14 protein-coding genes and 3 tRNA genes are annotated in these 20,878 nt (G+C 58.1%); 6 read left to right on the top strand and 11 right to left on the bottom strand.

All coding sequences use genetic code 11. The annotated features are described in order from the left end of the window. The 5 genes from EST62_RS13840 to EST62_RS12895 all read right to left on the bottom strand — a co-directional run. Positions 1–91 (bottom strand): TusE/DsrC/DsvC family sulfur relay protein (locus tag EST62_RS13840; protein ID WP_167599110.1); only part of this gene is annotated, 91 nt, incomplete at its 3' end. A 176-nt stretch (positions 92–267) separates the two neighbouring features. Next, positions 268–693, bottom strand: a complete 426-nt coding sequence (locus EST62_RS12915) for a hypothetical protein (RefSeq protein WP_167599363.1) — start codon at positions 691–693, stop codon at positions 268–270. A 60-nt stretch (positions 694–753) separates the two neighbouring features. Further along, a complete protein-coding gene (locus tag EST62_RS12905) occupies positions 754–990 on the bottom strand; it encodes a sulfurtransferase TusA family protein (protein WP_129052470.1) in 237 nt (78 codons plus the stop codon). Between the two features lie 360 nt (positions 991–1,350). After that, positions 1,351–2,472: a YeiH family protein gene (locus EST62_RS12900; protein ID WP_129052469.1), complete on the bottom strand. Its 1,122-nt coding sequence runs from the start codon at positions 2,470–2,472 to the stop codon at positions 1,351–1,353. Positions 2,473–2,614: 142 nt separating this feature from the next. Continuing rightward, positions 2,615–3,097, bottom strand: coding sequence for a rhodanese-like domain-containing protein (locus EST62_RS12895; protein WP_129052468.1), 483 nt, complete (start codon positions 3,095–3,097; stop codon positions 2,615–2,617). Positions 3,098–3,649: 552 nt separating this feature from the next. On the opposite strand from EST62_RS12895, the gene bchH reads away from it, so the two are divergent. Next, positions 3,650–7,465, top strand: coding sequence for a magnesium chelatase subunit H (gene bchH / locus EST62_RS12890; RefSeq protein WP_129052467.1), 3,816 nt, complete (start codon positions 3,650–3,652; stop codon positions 7,463–7,465). A gap of 158 nt (positions 7,466–7,623) precedes the next feature. Here bchH and EST62_RS12885 read toward each other — a convergent pair whose 3' ends face one another. Both EST62_RS12885 and guaB read right to left on the bottom strand, forming a co-directional pair. Further along, positions 7,624–8,730 (bottom strand): DUF1615 family protein, encoded by a 1,107-nt coding sequence (locus EST62_RS12885; protein WP_129052466.1) that lies wholly within the window; start codon positions 8,728–8,730, stop codon positions 7,624–7,626. Positions 8,731–8,915: 185 nt separating this feature from the next. Then, positions 8,916–10,397 carry an IMP dehydrogenase gene (gene guaB, locus EST62_RS12880; RefSeq protein WP_129052465.1) on the bottom strand — a complete coding sequence of 494 codons (1,482 nt, stop codon included), beginning with the start codon at positions 10,395–10,397 and terminating at the stop codon, positions 8,916–8,918. A gap of 176 nt (positions 10,398–10,573) precedes the next feature. On the opposite strand from guaB, the gene EST62_RS12875 reads away from it, so the two are divergent. From EST62_RS12875 to EST62_RS12865, 3 genes are all read left to right on the top strand, one after another. Further along, positions 10,574–10,664: transfer RNA gene (locus EST62_RS12875), tRNA-Ser, on the top strand. Between the two features lie 78 nt (positions 10,665–10,742). Beyond that, a tRNA-Ser gene (locus EST62_RS12870) sits at positions 10,743–10,825 on the top strand. 12 nt (positions 10,826–10,837) lie between these two features. Continuing rightward, positions 10,838–10,927, top strand: a tRNA-Ser gene (locus EST62_RS12865). 197 nt (positions 10,928–11,124) lie between these two features. On the opposite strand, the gene EST62_RS12860 is transcribed toward EST62_RS12865, so the two are convergent. Next, positions 11,125–13,008, bottom strand: coding sequence for a biotin/lipoyl-containing protein (locus tag EST62_RS12860; protein ID WP_129052464.1), 1,884 nt, complete (start codon positions 13,006–13,008; stop codon positions 11,125–11,127). A 113-nt stretch (positions 13,009–13,121) separates the two neighbouring features. Next, positions 13,122–14,651 carry a fumarate hydratase gene (locus EST62_RS12855; RefSeq protein WP_167599362.1) on the bottom strand — a complete coding sequence of 510 codons (1,530 nt, stop codon included), beginning with the start codon at positions 14,649–14,651 and terminating at the stop codon, positions 13,122–13,124. Positions 14,652–14,680: 29 nt separating this feature from the next. Between EST62_RS12855 and EST62_RS13580 the strand changes: the two genes are divergently transcribed. Both EST62_RS13580 and EST62_RS12845 read left to right on the top strand, forming a co-directional pair. Continuing rightward, complete coding sequence (locus EST62_RS13580) at positions 14,681–14,842, top strand: hypothetical protein (protein WP_167599361.1); 162 nt, start codon at positions 14,681–14,683, stop codon at positions 14,840–14,842. A gap of 694 nt (positions 14,843–15,536) precedes the next feature. Then, positions 15,537–17,084 (top strand): bifunctional aminoglycoside phosphotransferase/ATP-binding protein, encoded by a 1,548-nt coding sequence (locus EST62_RS12845; protein ID WP_129052461.1) that lies wholly within the window; start codon positions 15,537–15,539, stop codon positions 17,082–17,084. Positions 17,085–17,189: 105 nt separating this feature from the next. Here the strand turns inward: EST62_RS12845 and EST62_RS12840 are convergent, their stop codons facing one another. After that, positions 17,190–18,065: a VIT1/CCC1 transporter family protein gene (locus EST62_RS12840; RefSeq protein WP_129052460.1), complete on the bottom strand. Its 876-nt coding sequence runs from the start codon at positions 18,063–18,065 to the stop codon at positions 17,190–17,192. A gap of 428 nt (positions 18,066–18,493) precedes the next feature. Beyond that, on the bottom strand, positions 18,494–20,383 hold the full coding sequence (gene htpG, locus EST62_RS12835) for a molecular chaperone HtpG (protein WP_129052459.1): 1,890 nt from the start codon (positions 20,381–20,383) through the stop codon (positions 18,494–18,496). Positions 20,384–20,878: the final 495 nt, after the last annotated feature.

Raw genomic sequence — 20,878 nt, 5'->3', positions numbered from 1 at the left:
TCACCGCCACATCCTCGGTCCAGTCATCCAGATTCACCAGATAGCCATTCTCGTCCGTCTCGACGCTCATGCCATTGATGTCAATTGCCATAATGAAGCACTCCCTTTGAATAATTGTGGTAATTGTGATTTATGATCCTGAGCCGGACAACACTCCTCAAGCAAGGAGACTCGATCCTGCGTCAGGGCAATCGTGATTGAAGAAACCAAATTGCGCCACATGTCGCGCAAAATAACTCTATGATTATATGAGTATATAGTTAATTATCAGAACTTTTCAAAGTGGCCGCTGTTTTTTTCCGCGCCCTGCCAAAAGCTCACATCAAGGTAACGGAAAACATTTTTTGCGGCGTTTTTCAGCCGTGAGGCATTTCCGGAAACAGAGAAATTCAAGACTCCCGAAAGGAGATCAAAAAAGGAAAGAACTACGTTGCGAGCAGAAAAAACCGGGGGAAAACAGTTCGTGAAGATCGGTATTGCTCCGTACCGGAACCGCTGACTCGGCATCACCAGACAACCGCTGGCAGGCCGGTGGCGTGAAAGCAGGTTCGAGGTCAGAGAAAATCGATAGTTCATCGCATTCGGCATGGCTGTGGTTTCAGTTTTGCCATGACGGTCGATCATCATGCGCCAGAACTGTTCAGAAAACCGGGACTCCGGAAAGTGACCATGCAAAAGCCCGGTCAGCTCCATACTATTCAGAAGCGGCGCTCTCCCTTGCCCTGGGGCAAAAAAAGAGAGCGCCGCTCTGCGCTATTTTTTCTTGATGTAGAAGGTGTGCTTGCCGCCCTCTTCGGTATGCTCGACCAGATCGTTGCCGGTGCGCTTGGCCCATGACGCCATGTCGTTGACCGAACCGGGATCGGTGGCGATCATTTTGAGCACCTGGCCGCTCTGCAAGCTGTCGATGGCTTTCTTGGTCTTGAGAATCGGTAAAGGGCAGTTCAGGCCTTCACAGTTCAGCTCCAGATCGCTTGCGATTCCGCTCATAAAAAACTCCTTGTTGAAAATTGCTTGGGGATTGTTGTCTTTCCGGTTAAAAAAACAGCCGATCCATTGCATTGGTCACAATGCTGCACGAAAGCCGGAGAGTCACTTCCTGGGTTTCCGGCTTTCAGCTCAATAGCATTCCGGGGAAAACGTCACTTCCGGGTGAAAACCCTGTCAGTAAAAAACCCGGTCAAAGCAATGGGAATTCTGCAAATGACAATCCTGAAAGGTAAAAAAATAAATCCATTCAGGTCAAAAGAAAAACTACTACAGACGAAAAAAAAACGCATGTACTGTGCAAGAAATACGCACAGAAAAGATGCGGCAGCACCGAAGTCAGAGACGAAGCGCCGGGCACGGTTACGACATCCAGATCACCGAGCCGAGCACGAGCGCGGCCAGAAAAATCGTCTCGGCGATCATGATCGACACCGGCTTCCAGCCTACCTCGAAGAGCGATTTCAGCGAAGTTTTCATGCCAAGCGCGCCGATAGCCGTCACCAGGCACCAGCGGGAAGCGTCGTTGACGAACTGGGTTGCCGGTTTCGGGATTATGCCCAGACTGTTGATGCCGACAAACACCACGAAAAAGATGATGAACGGCGGCAAGAGGAAACGCTTCGGTACGTTGCCCTCTTTCTGGTTTCTGGTATGAAAGATAAGCGACAGCACGAAAACCGTTGGCACCAGCATGGCAACCCGGAGCAGTTTGATGACGGTCGCCGTATCGCCGGTCTCCGGTGAGACCGAATAGCCCGCGCCAACCACCTGCGCCACATCGTGAATCGTGCCGCCAAGAAAAATGCCCGCCGCCGTGTGATCGAGCCCAAACCAGTGCGCGACGACCGGATAGGCGATCATGGCGATCGTGCTCAGGGCGGTGACGCTGATGACCGTAAAAATAGTGTTGCGCTCGCTGTACTCGTGCTGCGGCAGGATGGCCGAGATGGCCAGCGCCGCAGACGCGCCGCAGATGCCGACGCTGCCGCCGGTCAAGACGCCGAACCGTTTGCCGCGTCCCATCATTTTGGAGAGAGCGAGGCCAAAAAGGATGGTGAGCAGCACCGAGAAAAAGACCATCGCGACCGGCTTGATGCCGAGCGACTGAATCTGGCCAAGGGTGATGCGCATACCGAGTAGCGCGACGCCGATCCGGAGCACGGTGGTGGAGGCGAACTGGATGCCGACAAGCGCCCGGCCCTCATCTTCGGAGAGGAAGCGAAACGCCATGCCGATCAGAAGCGCGAACAGCATCGTTGGCGCGCCATAATGGTCAGAAAGAAAAGTTGCCGCCGCCGCGACGGTTATCGATGCCAGAACGCCGGGAAAGTACTTGTCGAACCTGACCTTGGCCGCCTGAACCTGACCGTGGAATCCGTACTTCTCGGCCTCATGAATCTGCTCCTCGGTCGGAATTTCCGTGTCAACGCGCTTGTACGATGTATTTTTAAGTAAGTCCTTGTCGCCGGTTTTGTTACCCATCAGGCTCCTTGGTGAATCTGTGTTACTGATTGCGGGGATGCTGAATGTTCAGGAAAACATTCACGATATTCCGGCACAAAATACGAAAACAACTGCCGATCACAAGTGAAAACAACTAAATAACCATATAATCATACATTTATCATCTTGAACCCGCCGTATTCTTGGGGCGCATCTGATCCGGGCGAAGTTTGGCGGTGAAATAATCGTCCGCGAAATCCGGATCGACCGTCTCCCCTGCCTTGTTTACCAGCGGTTCCTCGTAGTCATTCCAACCTCGCAATCCCGATTTGAGCGAGACGACGTTTTCATACCCCAGCACATGCAGCGAGTGGGTCGCGAGAATGCTGCGATGGCCCGAACGGCAAACCACGACGATTTCGCGCTCCCGCGCGTTCACCAGCTCCGGCTCGGTCTCCTCGAAATCCCATTCGCACGCCGACTCAAGGATGCCGCGCGGCACGTTGAGCGATCCGGCAATGTGCATGGCATCGAACTCGTTCGGCTCGCGCACATCGAGAATAAGCAGGCCGGGATTCTCCTTGAGCCGATCCACGAGATTCCAGGGCAAGATTTCCTTGACATCCAGCAGACAGTGCCGAACCAGTTCTATAAAACGCACCATAGCGAACAACTCCTTTTAATAATTGTTACTACTCCTGAACACGATAACAGCGAAGCGCGCCCCTCTCCCCTCTTATGAATCGATGCGCCACCTTACGGAGAACGTCGTCACCCCGGCAATCGCGCATTCAGCAGCACGGCGCCAGGCATTGCGAAAGGATGGCTGAGGCGAGTTGTTCCGTGAGCGGAAACCGCCACGCACGGGCGATGCTGGCAAAACGCGACGGGCGCAAATATACTGAATATACCGGCAAGCAGACAACCCGCCCAGGCGGAATTCCGACAAAAAACCCTTCGGTTGTTGCGCCATACCCGTCTCCTCCGTTTTCCAAACTCTGTGACCTCTCGACCTCTCCATAATAAATATTGCAGATTCGCCCCTCACCGGCATTTTTCAGCTCTGCATCTACTTTGCCTGTACCCCGTCACTGACAAATAGAGATGCAACGCTTAGGAATTAATTCCTTCTTTTATACATTAAGTGAGCGTCGGCTGGGCAGAAGTTTGCCTTTTGTCGCACGCATAACATTAATGTGTACAGATTTATCCCGCCATGGCACAAAGACGTAAAATCACGGCGATTGTGGGTCTCGAGCAGTACAATGCCGGCCTCTGGAGAAAGATCAAGAACATGCTCGACAAGGATGCCGAGCTGGTTCAGTTGAGCGATGTCGATCTGGAGAAGCAGAATCCCGAAGCGGCGACGGCAATCCGGGAATCGGACTGCGTGTTCATGAGCATGATTAACTTCAAGGAGCAGATCGACTGGTTCAAGGAGCAGCTCGATCAGGCGACCAATGAAAAGACCATCTTCATCTTCGAGTCGATGCCGGAGGCGATGGCGCTCACCAAAGTCGGCAGCTATGCCGTGCAGGAGGGCAAGTCCGGTATGCCCGACATGGTCAAGAAGATCGCCAAGATGCTGGTGAAGGGGCGCGACGAGGATGCGCTGTACGGCTACATGAAGCTGATGAAGATCATGCGCACAATCCTGCCGTTGGTGCCGAACAAGGCGAAGGATTTCAAGAACTGGCTGATGGTTTACTCCTACTGGCTCCAGCCGACGCCGGAGAATATCGTCAACATGTTCCGGTTGATCCTGCGCGAATATTTCGATGCCAATGTCAAAGTCGAACCGATTGTCGATGTGCCGAACATGGGGCTGTACCATCCCGATGCCAAGGAGTATTTCAAGGATGTGAAGAGCTTCAAAAGCTGGTCGAAGAAGCGTGGCGTGAATTTCGACAAGTCGCAGAAGCTGGCACTGCTCTTCTTCCGCAAGCATCTGTTGCAGGAAAAGAGCTACATCGACAACACCATCCGCACGCTTGAAAAACAGGGCGTGAACGTCTTTCCGGCCTTCGTGATGGGCGTCGAGGGGCACGTGCTCGTGCGCGACTGGCTGATGAAGGAGAAGATCGATCTCTTGGTGAACATGATGGGCTTCGGTCTGGTCGGCGGCCCGGCAGGCTCAACCAAGCCCGGCACGGCAGCCGAGGCGCGGCACGAGATTCTGAGCGGTCTCGACGTGCCCTACATGGTCGCCCAGCCGCTGCTGGTGCAGGATTTCGAGTCGTGGCACGAGCTTGGCGTTTCGCCGATGCAGGTGACTTTTACCTACTCGATTCCTGAAATGGACGGCGCGACCGCTCCGGTGATTCTTGGCGCGTTGCAGGACGGCAAGGTCGAGACCGTGCAGGAGCGGCTCGACCGGCTGGCGACGCTCTCCAAAAAGTGGATGCGCCTGCGCGCCACCGCGAACCGCGACAAGCGCGTGGCGCTGGTGGTGTATGACTATCCGCCTGGCCTCGGCAAGAAGGCCACGGCGGCATTGCTCGACGTGCCGACCACGCTGTTGCGGATTCTGGAGCGGTTGAAGAAGGAGGGCTACAACGTCGGTACGCTGCCGGAGTCGCCCGAAAAGCTCTTCGAGATGCTCGACCGCGCGACCGACTACCAGCTTATGCAGAACAAGCCGGATGCCATCAAAGTCAGCCGCGAGAAGTACAACGAGCTGGCCACGTACCACGAGCGCGAACGCATCGAGGAGCGGTGGCAGGCCTTCCCCGGCGAGATCGCGCCGGTCGGTGCGGAGGCGGTGTTCCTCGGCGGTCTGCGGCTCGGCAACGTCTATATCGGTGTGCAGCCGCGCCTCGGTGTGCAGGGCGACCCGATGCGCCTGATCTTCGACAAGGCAAACACGCCACACCACCAGTACATTTCGTTCTACCGCTGGATCAGCCGCGAGTTCGACGCCCACGCGCTTGTGCATGTCGGAATGCACGGGTCGGTCGAGTGGATGCCGGGTTTGCAAACCGGCTTGACCGGCGAGTGCTGGCCCGATGCGCTGCTCGGCGAGGTGCCGCACGCCTACATCTATCCGGTGAACAACCCGAGCGAATCGACCATCGCCAAGCGCCGCGGACTGGCCACGATGGTCTCGCACGTGGTGCCGCCGCTGGCCCGAGCGGGATTGTACAAGGAGCTGCCCGCGCTGAAGGACTTGCTCGCCGACTATCGCGAGCGCCATCAGGGAGCGGGCGAGGATGTCGAGCAGGTGCAGGAGGCGATCATGACCAAGGCCGAGCTGCTCAACCTGACCGACGACTGCCCGCGCCGCCCCGACGAGCCGTTCAGCGACTTCGTCAGCCGCCTCTACATTTATATCGTCGAGCTCGAAAACCGGCTCATCTCCAACTCGCTGCACGTCTTCGGCGAGGCCGGGCCGCTCGAATCGCAGATCATCACCATCACCGAAACCATCAAGAATCGCGGCGAAAACGGCCGCTCGCTGCCCTACATCTTCATCGACACCTCGGGCAAAAACGGCCACTACGGCAGTTACGAGGAGATTTCGAGCCTGTCGCGCAAGGGGGACGAGGCGGCGATCAATCTCCGCGAGTGGGCCGAGAACGCCTGCCGTGAGTTCGTCAAACAGACGATGTTCGACCGCAAGAATCCCATGCAGGTGTTCGAGTCGGTCACCGGCGGCAGCCGGATGCCGGAAGCGGACAAGCCCTTCATCCAGCGCATCATTCAGGAGGGCGCGATGATGATTCAGGCGCTCAGCGACAACAGCGGCGAAATGAACTCGCTCGTCAAGGTGCTCGACGGCGGCTACATCCCCTCCGGCCCCGGCGGCGACCTGGTGCGTGACGGCATGAACGTCTTGCCATCGGGGCGCAACATCCACTCCATTGACCCGTGGCGTATTCCATCCGAGACCGCTTTCAAGCGCGGCACACTCATCGCCGACGGCCTCATCGCCAAGCACGTGGCCGAGAACGACGGCAACTATCCCGAAACCATCGCCGAGGTGATCTGGGGTCTCGACACCATCAAGACCAAGGGCGAAGCGGTGGCCGTGGTGATCCGGCTCATGGGCGCGGAACCGGCCTACGACGCCTTTGGCAAGATCAGCCACTACAACCTCACGCCGCTCGACAAGCTGGGCCGTCCGCGCGTCGATGTCTTGATGCAGCTCAGCCCGATCTTTCGCGATGCTTTCGGCATCCTGATGGATCAGCTCGACCGCCTCGTCAAGGACGCGGCGAAGGCCGACGAGCCGCACGAGATGAACTTCATCAAAAAGCATGTGGACGAAGCGCTCGCCGAGGGGATGGATTTCGAGGTGGCCACCTCGCGCCAGTTCACCCAGGCACCGGGCGCTTACGGAACGTACGTCGATGACATGATCGAGGATTCAGCATGGGAGAACGAGGGCGATCTCGATGATCTCTTCATCCGCCGCAACAGCAGCGCCTACGGCGGCGGGCGCAAGGGCGAGAAGCAGTCGGAAATTCTCCAGAAGCTGCTCGGCTCGGTTGACCGCGTGGTGCACCAGGTGGACTCCACCGAGTTCGGCATCTCCGACATCGACCACTACTTCTCCTCATCCGGTTCGCTCCAGCTCGCCGCTCGACGTCGCAACACGAAGACCTCGGACATCAAGCTCAACTACGTCGAGTCCTTCACCTCCGACATCAAGCTCGACGAGGCCGACAAATCGCTGCGCGTGGAGTATCGCTCCAAGCTGCTCAACCCGAAGTGGTTCGAGGGGATGCTCAAGCACGGTCACAGCGGTGCGGGCGAAATCAGCAACCGCGTCACCTACATGCTCGGCTGGGACGCCGTCACCAAGAGCGTCGATGACTGGGTTTACAAAAAGACCGCCGAAACCTATGCGCTCGATCCTGAAATGCGCGAGCGCCTCGCCACGCTCAACCCGCAGGCGATCAAGAACATCGTTGGCCGGATGCTCGAAGCGCACGGGCGCGGCATGTGGAAAGCCGATCAGAGCATGATCGCCGAGTTGCAGGAAATTTACGCCGACCTCGAAGACCGGCTCGAAGGCATGGCGGACGAGTGAAGAGAATTATGAATTATGAATGCTGAATTGTGAATGATGAATTGAAGAGGCGCGTGCATCGCGCGTAATTGGCAGGGGCAGGTTTTACGCCTGCCCCGATTTTATCCTCCCCGACCTATTCGTCCCATAAGTCCCATTCGTCCTATCCCCTCGCCAGCTCAAATCTTCGTTCTCACGCAGCGGTTGAAGCGCTCTTTCACGCGGTTGGCGAACCATTTCGTGCTGAGGTTCTTGCTCACGAATTTCGGGCTGTTGATCGGGATGTCGGGCAGCACGGCGTAGATCGGGTGGCCATACCGCTTTTTATACAGTTCCGCGAGCGTTTTGTACGACCAGCTCTCCTCGAAGTCGTAGCTTTTCTCCTTAGAGAAATCTTTCAGCACCTGCTTTTCGTCGAATTCGACTTCCTTTTTCTTCAGGAAGTTGATGAAGGTCACATACGTAACCGACGGGCTTGCCTTGCCGTTTTCGTAGTTCATCAGGTCGCCGTCCGTGTCAACCTGCCTGCGCGTCAGCCTCGCCAGCATCTTCTGGAAACCGGCATTGCGGCTGGTGTAGTGGCCCGCGTTGAAATCGGCGAACACGTATTTCCAGTCGTTGTAGTTGTGCTTGTAGTCGAGCAGGTAGGCCGTTCCGTAGAACACGCCGCCCTTGCAGGTGTAGAGCATGTCGCGCACGTTGCCGCCACCGGCGTTCCGGGGCTTTTTCGGGTACGCTTCGGCGAACTTCACCGACACCTGCATCGAACCAGCGGTGGTGATCAGATCGCTCGCATCTTTTTTGAGGACAAGCAGAATCGGCTTGGTGATGCTCGCCGAGGTGAACTCGTCGTACCACTTCTCGAAGTCAAGTTCGCTCGAAATCGAGTCGATGTTCTCGCGGAAGCTCCTGCCGTTCGAGGCGCTCTGATCCAGCCGGGTTTCGATAAGAAGCCGCAGCACCTCGTTCGACTCGGCAGCCTCTATCTTTTTGCGCAGAATGCTTGCCATCCGCGAGTTTTTCGGTGAAATCGAAAAGGCGCTGACCTGCGAAATGACGGCGCACACGGCGCTGACATGCTCCTTGTCCACGGGCTGCCCAAGCTCTTCGAGGCTCTCCTTGATCGCCCTCGCCCACACATCCGGCGACGGGTTGCCCGGCCTCGATGCGCGCACCAGCTTTTCGACCTGCTTTTCAGAAAGCCCGGAGTCGGTAATTCCAGAACAAGCCGAAAGGAAAAGGGACACGATCAGCATGATGGAGGTCAGGCGGCTCGCTCTGAACATGGTTTGACTCCTTGTTCTTTGGAGGAATTTAGGGGAAATAACCGGGCTTCGTTGCCCCGATGAAAAGGCGTTACCGGTTATAAAATAATCATTTTTCCGATCAGACCGATCAGCCTCGCCTTTCCGCCGAAACCAGAAAACCCCGGCGTCGATCCGGGGTTTTCGTGGGTGTGGTGCGGAAATTTTTATGCGGAGGTCGAGTAGTTCGGAGCTTCGCGGGTAATCATCACGTCGTGCGGGTGGCTTTCGCGCAGGCCTGCCGAGGTGATGCGCACGAAACGGGTATTCTCCTTGAGCTCGGCGATATTTTTGACGCCGCAGTAGCCCATCGAAGACTTCAGGCCACCGATGAGCTGATAGACCACCTCGTCGAGCGGCCCTTTGGCCGGGATGCGCCCCTCGATGCCTTCGGGCACGTACTTCTTGCTCTCCGAAGGGTCCTGGAAGTAGCGGTCGCTGCTCCCTTCCGGCTCCGACATCGCGCCGAGCGAACCCATGCCGCGGTACGCCTTGAAACGGCGACCTTCGTAGAGAATCGTCTCGCCGGGGCTTTCGTCGGTTCCGGCGAAGATGCTGCCCATCATCACCGTGTCCGCGCCCGCCGCGATCGCCTTGGCTATTTCACCGCTGTACTTGATGCCGCCGTCGGCAATGATCGGCGTACCGGTTTTGGCGGCCTCTTCGGCGCACCTCATAACCGCCGTGAGCTGCGGCATTCCCACGCCCGCCACGACGCGCGTCGTGCAGATGCTGCCCGGCCCGATGCCCACCTTGACGGCGTCGGCGCCGACCTTGACCAGATCGCGCACGGCTTCGGGCGTCGCCACGTTGCCGGCGATCACCTGCAACTCCGGATAGTGCTGCTTGATGGTGGCCACCATGTCGAGCACCGCCTGGCTGTGGCCATGCGCCGTATCGACCGCCACCACGTCAACACCCGCCGCCACCAGCGCATCGACGCGCGTCATCGTGTTGGCGCGGATGCCGACCGCCGCGCCCGCCCGGAGGCGTCCGTGCGAGTCCTTGCAGGCGTCGGGGCACTGCTTGCGCTTCTGAATGTCCTTGAAGGTGATGAGGCCCTTGAGGTAGCCATCTTCGTCGATGACGAGAAGCTTTTCGATCTTGTTCTGCATGAGAATCTCCTCGGCGGCCAGAAGATCGATATCCTCCTGAGCCGTAACGAGGTCAGTCGTCATGATGGTGGTGATCTTCTCGTTGGACAAGGTGGTCATACGCAGATCACGGTTGGTGACGATGCCCTTGAGGAGCAGGCACCCTTCGGGAGTTGGGCGCTCGACCACCGGAATGCCAGAAATGGAGTGGCGGATCATCAGGTCGATCGCCTCCTGGATGGTTGCGTCCTCGAACAGGTGGATGGGATTGCGGATAATGCCGCTCTCGAAACGCTTGACTTTGGCGACCTGCCGGGCCTGTTCGTCTATGGAGAGATTCTTGTGGATGATGCCAATGCCGCCCGCGCGCGCCAGGGCGATGGCCAGTTCGGCCTCGGTGACGGTGTCCATTGCGGCGCTCACCAGCGGAATGTTGACCTCGATCTGCCGGGTCAGGCGCGACTTGACGACGGTCTCTTTGGGAAGTACGTTGGAATATGCGGGCACGAGCAACACGTCATCGAAGGTCAGCGCATCATAGAGGATTTTGTCCATAGGGAGCATGGTTAAGAGATTGCGGCAAAAATGAATCCGCCAATTTACGAAAGTGAGCACGGATTGACAACGGCGAGGAGCACGAGGGCCGCGCGGACGGCGATTTTTCTTTTACTGAAAAAGCGCGGAGAGTTTTAAAAAACGAAAACGAGTTGTACATTAAAAACCTCATAAACGGAGAGGTCGCATAGTTGGTCTAGTGCGCTCGCCTGGAAAGCGGGTAGGGTGTAACAGCCCTCGAGGGTTCGAATCCCTCCCTCTCCGCCAGAAAAACAGTTGATGGTGATTTTTTGCTGGCAATTTTCAGGCAAATCACTATCTTCTGACCCGTTCTTTTCATACGTTGGAGGATTAGCCTAATTGGTAAGGCAGCAGTCTTGAAAACTGCCGGGTTTGCGCCCATGGGGGTTCGAGTCCCTCATCCTCCGCCCCAAAGTTCAGGAGAGGTGGCCGAGCGGCTGAAGGCACCGGTTTGCTAAACCGACGTAGTTCGATTAGAGCTACCGAGGGTTCGAATCCCTCCCTCTCCGCTACAAAGAAAAAGCTTCCGGCAACACCGGGAGCTTTTTTTGTTTCCGGGGGTGCGAATTCTTGTCAAAACAGCAGAAATTATCAGAACCGTTGATGCTGGGCGCCGGTTGAAGCCAGACACAAAAAAGGGGCAGTCCCTGACAAGTCTGGACTGCCCCTGCGGAAATATCCGGAACTATGCAGCTTACCCGCCGAATCAGTCGATATACATCAGCGGCTGATCGGCGGAGATGGCGTCTCCGGGTTTGGCGAGGACGACCGTGACGATGCCCGACTTGGGAGCTTTGACCGGGGATTCCATCTTCATGGCCTCCATCACCGCGACCTCCTGGCCCTCTTCGACCTTCTGGCCGGCTTTGACCTCCATCTTGAAGACATTGCCTGGCATCGAAGGAAGCACCGGCGTACCCTGATGCTGCAACTGCGGCGCTGGCGCGGCCATCTGCGGCATCGCCATCGGCTGGGAGCCGGGTGCCGTGGACTGCGCCATCACCATGCCGTCGGCGATCACGACGTTGAACGATTTGCCATCGACCATCACCATGTAGCTGCCCGACAGGTTGCTGCGTCCGGCGGGTTTGATGAGGTCGGAGAGGCGATCCTGCAACGAGTTGCCGTGCGAGGTGACTTTCAGCTCCTCGGCGTCTTTTTTCGCCTCCTCCTCGGCTTCGACGTCCGCTTTGTAGCGGATGCCGAGCGGCTTGTCGCCCTTGAGGAAGCCGATGCCCTTGGCGCCGCAGGTGGCGGCGATGAAGATGTTCTCGTCGGTCACTTCGAGGCCCGCCTCTTCGAGCAGCTTGCGGTTGTGCTCGACGCCGAGATCGGGGTTGCGGTCGTTGATGTCGTGCACATCCTGCACGGTCGGCTCCAGGCCGAGCTGCTCCGAGGCCAGCGCCACCACCTCCGGATCGGGCGCGGCGGGCGTTTTGCCGAAGTAGCCGAGCACCATCTTGCCATAGCCGTCAACGATCTTTTTCCACGGCCCCTGCACGGTGTTGGCGAAGGCCTGCTGGAAGTAGAACTGCGAGACCGGCGTCACCGACGAACCAAAGCCCCCCTTGGCGACCACCTCGCGCATGTTGCGGATCACCTCCGGGAAAAAGTGCAGCGTGTCGTGGTCGCGCATCATCTGCGTGTTGGCCGTCAGCGCGCCGCCCGGCATCGGCGAGAACGGAATGACCGGATTGACCTCTTTGGCCTCCGGCGGCATGTAGTACTTGTCCATGTGCTCGATGAACATCGACTCGACCTTGAGGTACTTCTCCTGGTCGATGTCGAGCGTGAAGTCGGTGCCGCGCAGGCGGTGCCACATGGTGAGAATATCGACTTCTGCGGTGCCGCCGCTGACCGGAGCCATCGCCAGATCGATGATGTCGATGCCCGCCTCGATGGCGGCGAAGTTGCAGGCCACGCCCATGCCGGCGGTGTCGTGCGTGTGGAATTCGAGCACCGTGCCTTCGGGCAGCATCTTGCGAGCGCCTTTGACGGTTTCATAGACGACGGCGGGAGTGGTGGTTCCTGAGGCGTCCTTGAAGGCCACGCTGTCGAACGGAATGCCCGCGTCGAGAATCTCGCGGAGCTTGTCGAGGTAGAACTGCGGCGTGTGGCAGTAGGATTCATTCAGCCCCGGCGGCAGGCCCATCAGGGCGACCACCACCTGGTGCTTCAGCCCGGCATTGACGATGCACTGGCCCGACCAGGCGAGGTTGCGCACATCCATGAGCGCGTCGAAGTTGCGGATGGTGCTGACGCCGTGCTTCTTGAAAAGCCTGGCGTGCAGGTCGATGATGTCGCGCGACTGCGAGACGAGGCCGACCACGTTGGAACCTCGCGACAGCGTCTGGAGATTGATGTCGGGGCCAACCACGCGGCGGCAGGCGTCCATCATTTCGAAGGCGTCCTCCTGGCAATAGAAATACAGACTCTGGAAGCGCGCGCCTCCGCCGATCTCGAAGTTATCGGTGCCCGCCTCGACGGCGGCTTCAAGCACCGGCAGGAAATCCTCGGTTTTGACTCTTGCTCCGTAACAGGACTGGAACCCGTCTCGGAAGGAGACATCCATGAACCGTATTTTTTTCATATAGCACTCTCGTTGGTGATTACTGATCCGTCAGGGCCAACCTTCGCCGCGACGATTCGTGCGGCGGCAAAGGCGGCCTCTCCGGTAAAAATTGATTGAGTCCGACCGGAAACTCAGGCCTCCTTGCCGATGCTTTCGAGCATCGCGAAGGACTCCTCGTCCACCTGCTGGTGCAGGCTGTTGCCGTGCGCGTCCATCGTGACGATGCACGGAAAGGCTTTCGTCTGCAAGTGCCACATCGCCTCCGGCACGCCCATCTCTTCGAGGAAATCGACACCGGTCACCTTTTCGATACACTTGGCGTAGTACTGCGCCGCGCCGCCGATGGCGTTGAGATAGACCGCGCCGTGCTTCTGCAAGCCCGCCAGCGTCTTCGGCCCCATGCCGCCCTTGCCGATCACGGCGCGCAGGCCGAGCTTCTCGATCACGTCCGACTGGTAAGGCTCCTCACGAATCGAAGTGGTCGGGCCAGCGGCGACGACCTGGTACTCGCCCGCCTCGTTCTTGAGCATCACCGGGCCGCAGTGGTAGATGATGCCGCCGCGAATGTCGAGACCCTCGGGCAGGTCGTGGTGCATGATGTAGTGGTGGAAGGCGTCGCGCCCGGTGTGCATTTCGCCATCGACGATCACGATGTCGCCCACCTTGAGCGAGCGGATCGTCTCCTCGCTGATCGGCGCGGTGAGCACCACCTCGCGGCCCGTCAGCGGAATGCCCGCGCCACGCGCCATGCGTTTGATTTCGCCCGGATAGCGATACTGCCACTCGGAAATCGAACCTTCGGCGGGATCGATGATGACGCCGAGACGGCGGTAGGCCCAGCAGTTGTAAGCCACGGAGACGAAGAAGCTGGCGGGCACGCGGTGCGATTTGCCGATCTTGCAGCCAAGCAGCGTGGTCTTTCCGGCAAAGCCCATCGGGCCGATGTTCAGGCGGTTGGCCTTGTCGAGAATCTCCTGTTCGAGTTCGGCCAGCGCCGCGTCGGAATTGGTGTCATCGACCGAGCGGAGCAACTGCTTCTTGGCCAGCTCGAAGCCGCTGGTGCGGTCGCCGCCGACGCCGACGCCGATGAAGCCGGGGCTGCACCCCTGCCCCTGCGCCTGATACACGGCGTGCAGGATGCACTTGCGCACCCCGTCGAGGTCGCGAGCCGCGCGGCCAAGGCCGGGAATTTCAGCGGGAAGCGAGTACTGGATGTTCTTGTTCTCGCAGCCGCCGCCCTTGAGGATAAGCTTCACCTCGATCTCGTCGCGCTCCCACGGCTCGAAGTGAATCACCGGCACATGATCGCCGAGATTGTTGCCGGAGTTCTTGCCGGTCAGCGAATCGACCGCGTTCGGGCGAAGCTTGCCGGTGCGGGTCGCCTCGACGATGGCCGACTCGATATCGCGCTGCATCGAGAGCAGGTCGGCCCCTTTCGGCGCGTGGACGAAAAAGGTGGGCATACCGGTATCCTGACAGACAGGGGCGAGGCCATCGACCGCCATGTCGATGTTGAGCGTGATGGCCGACATGGCCAGCCCTGCACGAGAATCGGCGGAGTCATTGCTAACCGCATCGGCGATGGCCTGGCGAACATCGCTCGGCAGATTCGCGGAGGTCTCGGTGATCAAGGCTATCATTGAATCCCTGAACTGTTTCATAGTCGGCAAGCTTGTGGTGAACGAAAATAGTGAAAGCCTCTCCTGCAATCAGCCTTGTCGTTGCCATCCCGCAGGACGATCCGCGAGAAACGGAGCGCCGTTCCGGTGAAGTTGCCCATCATCTGGCGAAGCGGGCCGTGCAGACAAAGAATCTGGAAAACTCTATCATCGATTACGCCCTTATTTGCTGATAATTCAAGCGATAATCGAAGGCTGGCAGTAAAACGTGGAATTTACAACTTTTTTTGAGAAACCATGAACCGCATCTGTTTCGAGACAAAAGGGACGCCGAAGCGTCAAGCCAACTGACAAATTGTCCGGCACGAATTGCACTTTGCGAACCATCCCTGCTTGTCGGGACACGCTGCCGCACATGGGCTTTGAACGCCTGGATGTCAAATCACAACTGTAGGGACGGGTCTTGTGCCCGTCCTCTTATTCCTCCGGCAACAATAAATCGCAATCACTCCCAAAAGAAGAAGTTGGGCTGAAGCCCTGATATATTTTGTTTTATCCATAAACCCCGGACTGAAGTCCGGGGCAATTGCTGAGAAGCATACCCAGCTCGCGCATGCACTTAACAATCCAATTGCACTCAGGCGGGCTTTAGCCCGTCGGACATTCAACTTTCTTACATTCACATTGCCCCGGCTTTCAAGCCGGGGTCAGGCAGTCAGCAAAAAAACCGGGCTTCAGCCCAATCTCTTGCTGTCTTGGCAGATTCCATCTGATGGATCGCCACGCCCCGACAGGTCGAAACTCGCGATGACGCCTCTTGTCTCGACGCCAAAGCAACGATGCCATTACGCTCCGAACTGGTTATCCCGGAATTTTTGCCTTAGCTTTCGGAGTGAACGAACCAACTCGTCAAAACCCGCGAAAAGCATGATCCAGCCAGCCGAAGCCCTTCGTCATCCGGAGGCCTATCCTCATCCGGTCGAACCGGAGATCGTGGTGGTCGAAACCCATATTTCATGGCTGTTCCTGACAGGCCGGTTCGCCTATAAATTAAAGAAGCCGGTGAACCTCGGCTTCCTCGACTTCTCCACGCTCGAACGGCGCAGGCGCTTCTGCCACGAGGAGCTGCGCCTGAACCGGCGGCTCTGCCCGGAGTTGTACCTCGACGTGCTGCCGGTCACGGAGTCGGCGGGCAAACTGCGGATCGGCGGCGATGGCGAGGCGGTGGACTACGTCATCCGAATGGTGCAGTTCGACCGGCGCTTCGAGCTCGACCGCCTGCTGCGCAATGGCGAACTGACGAAGCGCCAGATCGATGAGGCCGCCAAAGTGATCGCCGCGTTCCACGCCGAAGCTCCGCGAGCCGATCCCGCCGCAACGTTCGGTACGCCAGAGGTGATTGTCAAGCCGATGCTCGAAAACCTCGACCTCACCGAAGAGGTAGCCCGCACCATCGAGGAGCGGAGCGAGATCGAGAAAATACGCCACTGGACGCTCACCGAGCACCGACGGCTCGGCGGCGTCGTGCGGGAGCGCAAGGCGCTCGGCATGGTGCGCGAGTGCCACGGCGACCTGCACACCGGCAACATGGTGATCCGCGACGGCAAGATCGTGATTTTCGACTGCATCGAGTTCAGCCACGCCCTGAGCATCATCGACGTGATGAGCGACGTCGCCTTTCTCTTCATGGATCTGGAGCACTCCGGCCACCCGGAGCTGGCGTGGCATTTCCTGAACGCCTGGCTCACGAAAAGCGGCGACTACGGCGGCTTGCAGGTGCTGCGGCTTTACTGCGTTTACCGCGCGATGGTGCGGGCCAAAGTGACCTCGATCCGCCTCGCGCAGGAGTCGGGCGAAGAGGAAAAAGCCACAACGCTCGCCGAGCACCACTCCTACATTCAACTCGCGCTCGGCTACACGCGGCAGAGGACGCCGATGCTCCTCGTCACGCATGGAGTGTCGGGCAGCGGCAAATCGGTGATCTCCGCCCGTCTCGCCGACGCGGGCGGCTTCATCCACATCCGCTCGGACGTCGAGCGCAAGCGGCTCTTCGGCATCGGCAGCCTCGAACGCAGCGCCGGGAAAGGACTCGACATCTATACTCCCGAAGCGACGCAAAAGGCCTACGCCGCCATGCTCGACGCCGCATCGACGGCGCTGTCGGCAGGCTTTTCGGTCGTTGTCGATGCCACCTTCCCCGACGCCCACAAGCGAGCGCCCTTCCTCCGCCTGGCCAGAACGCTGGAATACCCGTGCCGCATCCTCTGCTTCCACGCCGCGCGAGAGGTGCTGCGCGAACGGGTGCGGGCGCGGCACGAAGCAGCGAGCGACGCCTCCGAAGCCGATCTGAACGTGCTCGAAGCCCAGCTCCACGCCACCACGCCACCCGACGGAGACGAAAAAGCCCTCTGCATCAACATCGACACAGAGGGCGAAGTAAACATCGAAACGCTCCTTGCGGCGCTGGAACGCTGACAAAAATCTTGTCCACCACGTCCACCAAATCTACAACGTCCACCTTTGCCAAGGGCAACCGCGAGGGTTGCCCCTACAGCATTCACAACCACGTCCACGCCTCCCCTACACCTCGATGCCGAAAAAGTAGCGAATGCCAAGCCCCGCCAGGAAGCTGATGCCGGAGACCGCAAAGATCAGCCCGGCCATTTCGAGAAAGCGGCTCCTGAACGGCACGCCCTGGGCGACGGAAACATAGAAGTTGAAGAGCGCGATCACCACGAGCGCTCCGGCAAAGGCGAGCGCAAGGCTCAGGTAGATGTCATTCAGAACGAGATAGGGGACGATCAGCACCGCCACGGCGATGATGTAGGCCACGCCGGTGTATAACGACGCTTTCAGCGGATTTTTCGTACCCGGCTCGGCCTTGGTGGAGAGATACTCCGAGGAGGCCATCGACAGGGCGGCGGCAAATCCGGTGATCATCGCCGTCAGCGCCACCAGCCGGGCATTCTGCAAGGCGAAGGTCAAGCCAGCCAGCGCGCCCGTCAGTTCCACCAGCGCGTCGTTCAGGCCGAGCACGATCGAACCGGTATATTGCAGCCGCTCCTCGTCGAGCACGGCAATCAGCGCCTGCTCGTGCTCCTCCTCGTCCTCGATGAGGCCGCGGATTTCGCTGCCCATGCTCACCACGCGCTCGTACGCCTTCTGCGCGTCCTGCTCTCCCCCCTCCATCAGCTTGACGGCAAAGGTGAAGCCGAAGAGCAGAGCGATCATCGAATAGAGCCAAATCCTGAAGCGATCCGGCTCGATGTCCCGCCCGGTATATTTTTTCCAGACATTGTAATGGCGCAGCTCATCCTCGGAAATCTGGGCGAAGATGCGACGGTTCTTCACCCCCTCCACCCGCTTGGAGAGATTCTTGTAGATATGGTGCTCGGTGATCTCGTTCTTCTGAAATCCGGCGACATGCCGCAGTTCTACTTCCGATAACTGGCTCACGAATAGAAAAATTAATAATTAAAGATTCAGCCGAAGTACCGGAACAACTCGACACTTGCTGGAAAAATAAAGCACAGAAACCAATCTTGCATTCAGGAGGGTTTCAACCCTCCGGACATGGTGAACTCTTACATTTCAAATTGCCCCGGCTTTCAAGCCGGGGACTTGTATTGAGCACAAAACCGGGCTTTAGCCCAAATTCCCTGCCAATGCGTTTTTTTACATCAAAAGCCAATAAATCGCAGGAGTTATCAAAGAAAGATGTCGGGCTAAAGCCCTGAATTATTTTGCGGTACCCATAAACCCCGGACTGAAGTCCGGGGCAATTTTCAAGAGTTTACTTGCCAGAACAATAATTGCCCCGGCTTTCAAGCCGGGGTTCAGAACTGACAATTATTTCATGGGCTTTAGCCCCATATCTCTTTCTTTTACGCCCTTGTCGCCGCCTCGACCAGCTCGTTCATGCGCGTGACGTAGTCGGAGACCGATTCGAGGTCGCCTTCGAGCAACAGCGCGCTCTCGAAAAGTTGCGTGACCGCCGCGCGCACGACCGGATCGGTCGAGAGACCGACGGCGTGCTTGCCTGCGAGATTGCGGATGATCGGGTGCGCGGTGTTGACTTCGAGAATCTTCTTCGCGCCAGGCATGTCGGCATCCTGACCCATCATCTTCATCATCTTCTCCATCTGGCTGTCCATCGCATCCTTGCCGCTCACCAGCGTGACCGGCGAGCTGACGAGCCGTTTAGACTCAACCACGTCGGCAACGCGGTCGCCAAGCACCTCCTTGAAGAGCGAAATCACGCCAACCGTGCCTTCCGCGCCGAGGCGCTCGCCTTCAGGTTCCACCGTGCTCGTGTCGATTTCAGCCTTTTCAATCGCTTTGAGGGGCTTTTTGTCGTACTCGAAAATCGAGGGAATCACGAACACATCCACCGGGTCGGAGAGCAGCAACACCTCGATGTCGCGCTTTTTGAAATATTCGAGGTTGGGATGCGCGAGCATCTGCGCGCGGCTGTTGCCGGAGTGGTAGTAGATTTCGGTCTGCCCCTCGGCCATACGCCCGACGTACTCTTTGAGCGTGACGTACTCGCCCTCGCCGGTTTTGGTGGTCTCGAAGCGCAAGAGGTCGATCAGCTTGTCGCGGTTGGTGAAGTCGGTGTTGAGACCGATTTTCAGGATCGTGCCGAACGCCTTGTAGAAGGTGCGGAACTTCTCCGGCTCCTCTTTGGCGATGGTATCGAACCAGCCGAGGAGCTTGGTGGTGAGAATCTGCTTGATTTTGGCCATCACCGGGCTTGCCTGCACCAGCTCGCGCGAAACGTTCAGCGACAGATCTTCGGTATCGACCACGCCGCTCACAAAGCGCAGGTACTCCGGCAACAGGTCGCGGCACTCGTGCTGGATGAGCACCTTTTTGACGTAGAGCTGCGGCCCGCGTTTTTCGAGCGCGCCCTGGTTGTAGAGCAGCTCCATCGGCGCTTCGGAGGGGATGAAGAGCAGCGCCTTGAAGCTCACCGCCCCCTCGACCGACACGTGCAGGTAGTCGAGCGGATCCTTGAAGTCGTTCGAGATGAACTTGTAGAACTCGTTGACCTCCTCCGGCTTCAGCTCGCTCTTCGGACGCTGCCAGAGCGCGGTCATGCTGTTGATCTGGCGCGTGCCGATGCAGATCGGATATTCGACGAAGTTGGAGTATTTCTTGATGACCTGCTCGATGCGGTACTCTTCGGCGAACTCCCTGAACTCCTCCTTGAGGGTGAATGAAATGCGGGTGCCGCGAGCCTCGCGCTCGACCGGCTCAATGGTGTAGGAACCCTGGCCGGTGGATTTCCAGCGCCACCCCTGCGAACCGCTCTCGGCGCTTTTGGTTTCGACGCTCACTTCGTCCGTCACCATAAAGACCGAGTAGAAGCCCACGCCGAACTGGCCGATGAGGTTGGCGTCGAGGCGCTGCCCCTCCTTCTGCTGCTCCTTGAGCGCCTCCATGAAGCCAAGCGTTCCGGACTTGGCCACCGTGCCGAGGTTGGCGACCAGCTCGTCCTCGTTCATGCCGATGCCGGTATCTTCGATGACGAAGTTGCCGGACTCCTTGTCAGCGGTGATGGTGATCTTCAGCTCACCGGATTTGTCGATCCCCTCGTCGGAGGAGAGCATCCGGAAGCGCGCCTTGCCGAGCGCGTCGGAGGCGTTGGAGATCAGCTCGCGCAGGAAGATTTCGGGATGGGTGTAGAGCGAATGGACGATCAGGTCCAGAAGCTGCTTCATTTCAGCCTTGTATTCAAACTCACGAACGGGTGAGGTGGAGTTGCTGCTCATAATGGATTTGATGGATAAATTAACCGGGATGGACGATCTCTCTGAAAAATAGAGAATCGATGGCTGCACACGCGCATAATCCGAAGCCAGCCAATCGAGGGGTAAATTTAAGGGAGTGAGTCAAATATAGCAACAACCGAATGGTTACGGTACGCTACTGAAATAACACAGCCGCTTGCGCGGTTGAAAGCGCAAGCGGCTGTGGAACTCATAATGTTACAAGGCACTTTAAAAAACTGGTTATGCTTTCCGATTGCGGCTTCAGCCGTCATGAGTCGAAGTCATCATGCTTCAAGCTTTCGGAACTCTGGTTTGTACGTGCCCCCCTCATCGAACACGCGACCCTGTTTCATACTTTTTTCAAAGTGCCTTTTCAAACCACCCACACCTTATTCACCATCACCACCCTTCGACTGAATCGCCTCGTACTTCTTGTTGTTGTTGCCGTTGCCGTTCGCGCTGGCTGGCTCCGGCACGCTGTAATCACGCCTCACA

This window comes from Chlorobaculum sp. 24CR, assembly GCF_004118635.1.
Classification (GTDB): domain Bacteria; phylum Bacteroidota; class Chlorobiia; order Chlorobiales; family Chlorobiaceae; genus Chlorobaculum.
Note: the sequence above shows the minus strand (reverse complement) of the source record. Positions and strands in the feature narration are given on the sequence as shown.

What these genes read in the sequence shown, in the direction of transcription:
- EST62_RS12915 (WP_167599363.1), bottom strand. Translation starts at nt 693, where the DNA reads ATGGAGCTGACCGGGCTTTTGCATGGTCACTTTCCGGAGTCCCGGTTT.
- EST62_RS12905 (WP_129052470.1), bottom strand. Translation starts at nt 990, where the DNA reads ATGAGCGGAATCGCAAGCGATCTGGAGCTGAACTGTGAAGGCCTGAAC.
- EST62_RS12900 (WP_129052469.1), bottom strand. Translation starts at nt 2,472, where the DNA reads ATGGGTAACAAAACCGGCGACAAGGACTTACTTAAAAATACATCGTAC.
- EST62_RS12895 (WP_129052468.1), bottom strand. Translation starts at nt 3,097, where the DNA reads ATGGTGCGTTTTATAGAACTGGTTCGGCACTGTCTGCTGGATGTCAAG.
- bchH (WP_129052467.1), top strand. Translation starts at nt 3,650, where the DNA reads ATGGCACAAAGACGTAAAATCACGGCGATTGTGGGTCTCGAGCAGTAC.
- EST62_RS12885 (WP_129052466.1), bottom strand. Translation starts at nt 8,730, where the DNA reads ATGTTCAGAGCGAGCCGCCTGACCTCCATCATGCTGATCGTGTCCCTT.
- guaB (WP_129052465.1), bottom strand. Translation starts at nt 10,397, where the DNA reads ATGGACAAAATCCTCTATGATGCGCTGACCTTCGATGACGTGTTGCTC.
- EST62_RS12860 (WP_129052464.1), bottom strand. Translation starts at nt 13,008, where the DNA reads ATGAAAAAAATACGGTTCATGGATGTCTCCTTCCGAGACGGGTTCCAG.
- EST62_RS12855 (WP_167599362.1), bottom strand. Translation starts at nt 14,651, where the DNA reads ATGAAACAGTTCAGGGATTCAATGATAGCCTTGATCACCGAGACCTCC.
- EST62_RS12845 (WP_129052461.1), top strand. Translation starts at nt 15,537, where the DNA reads ATGATCCAGCCAGCCGAAGCCCTTCGTCATCCGGAGGCCTATCCTCAT.
- htpG (WP_129052459.1), bottom strand. Translation starts at nt 20,383, where the DNA reads ATGAGCAGCAACTCCACCTCACCCGTTCGTGAGTTTGAATACAAGGCT.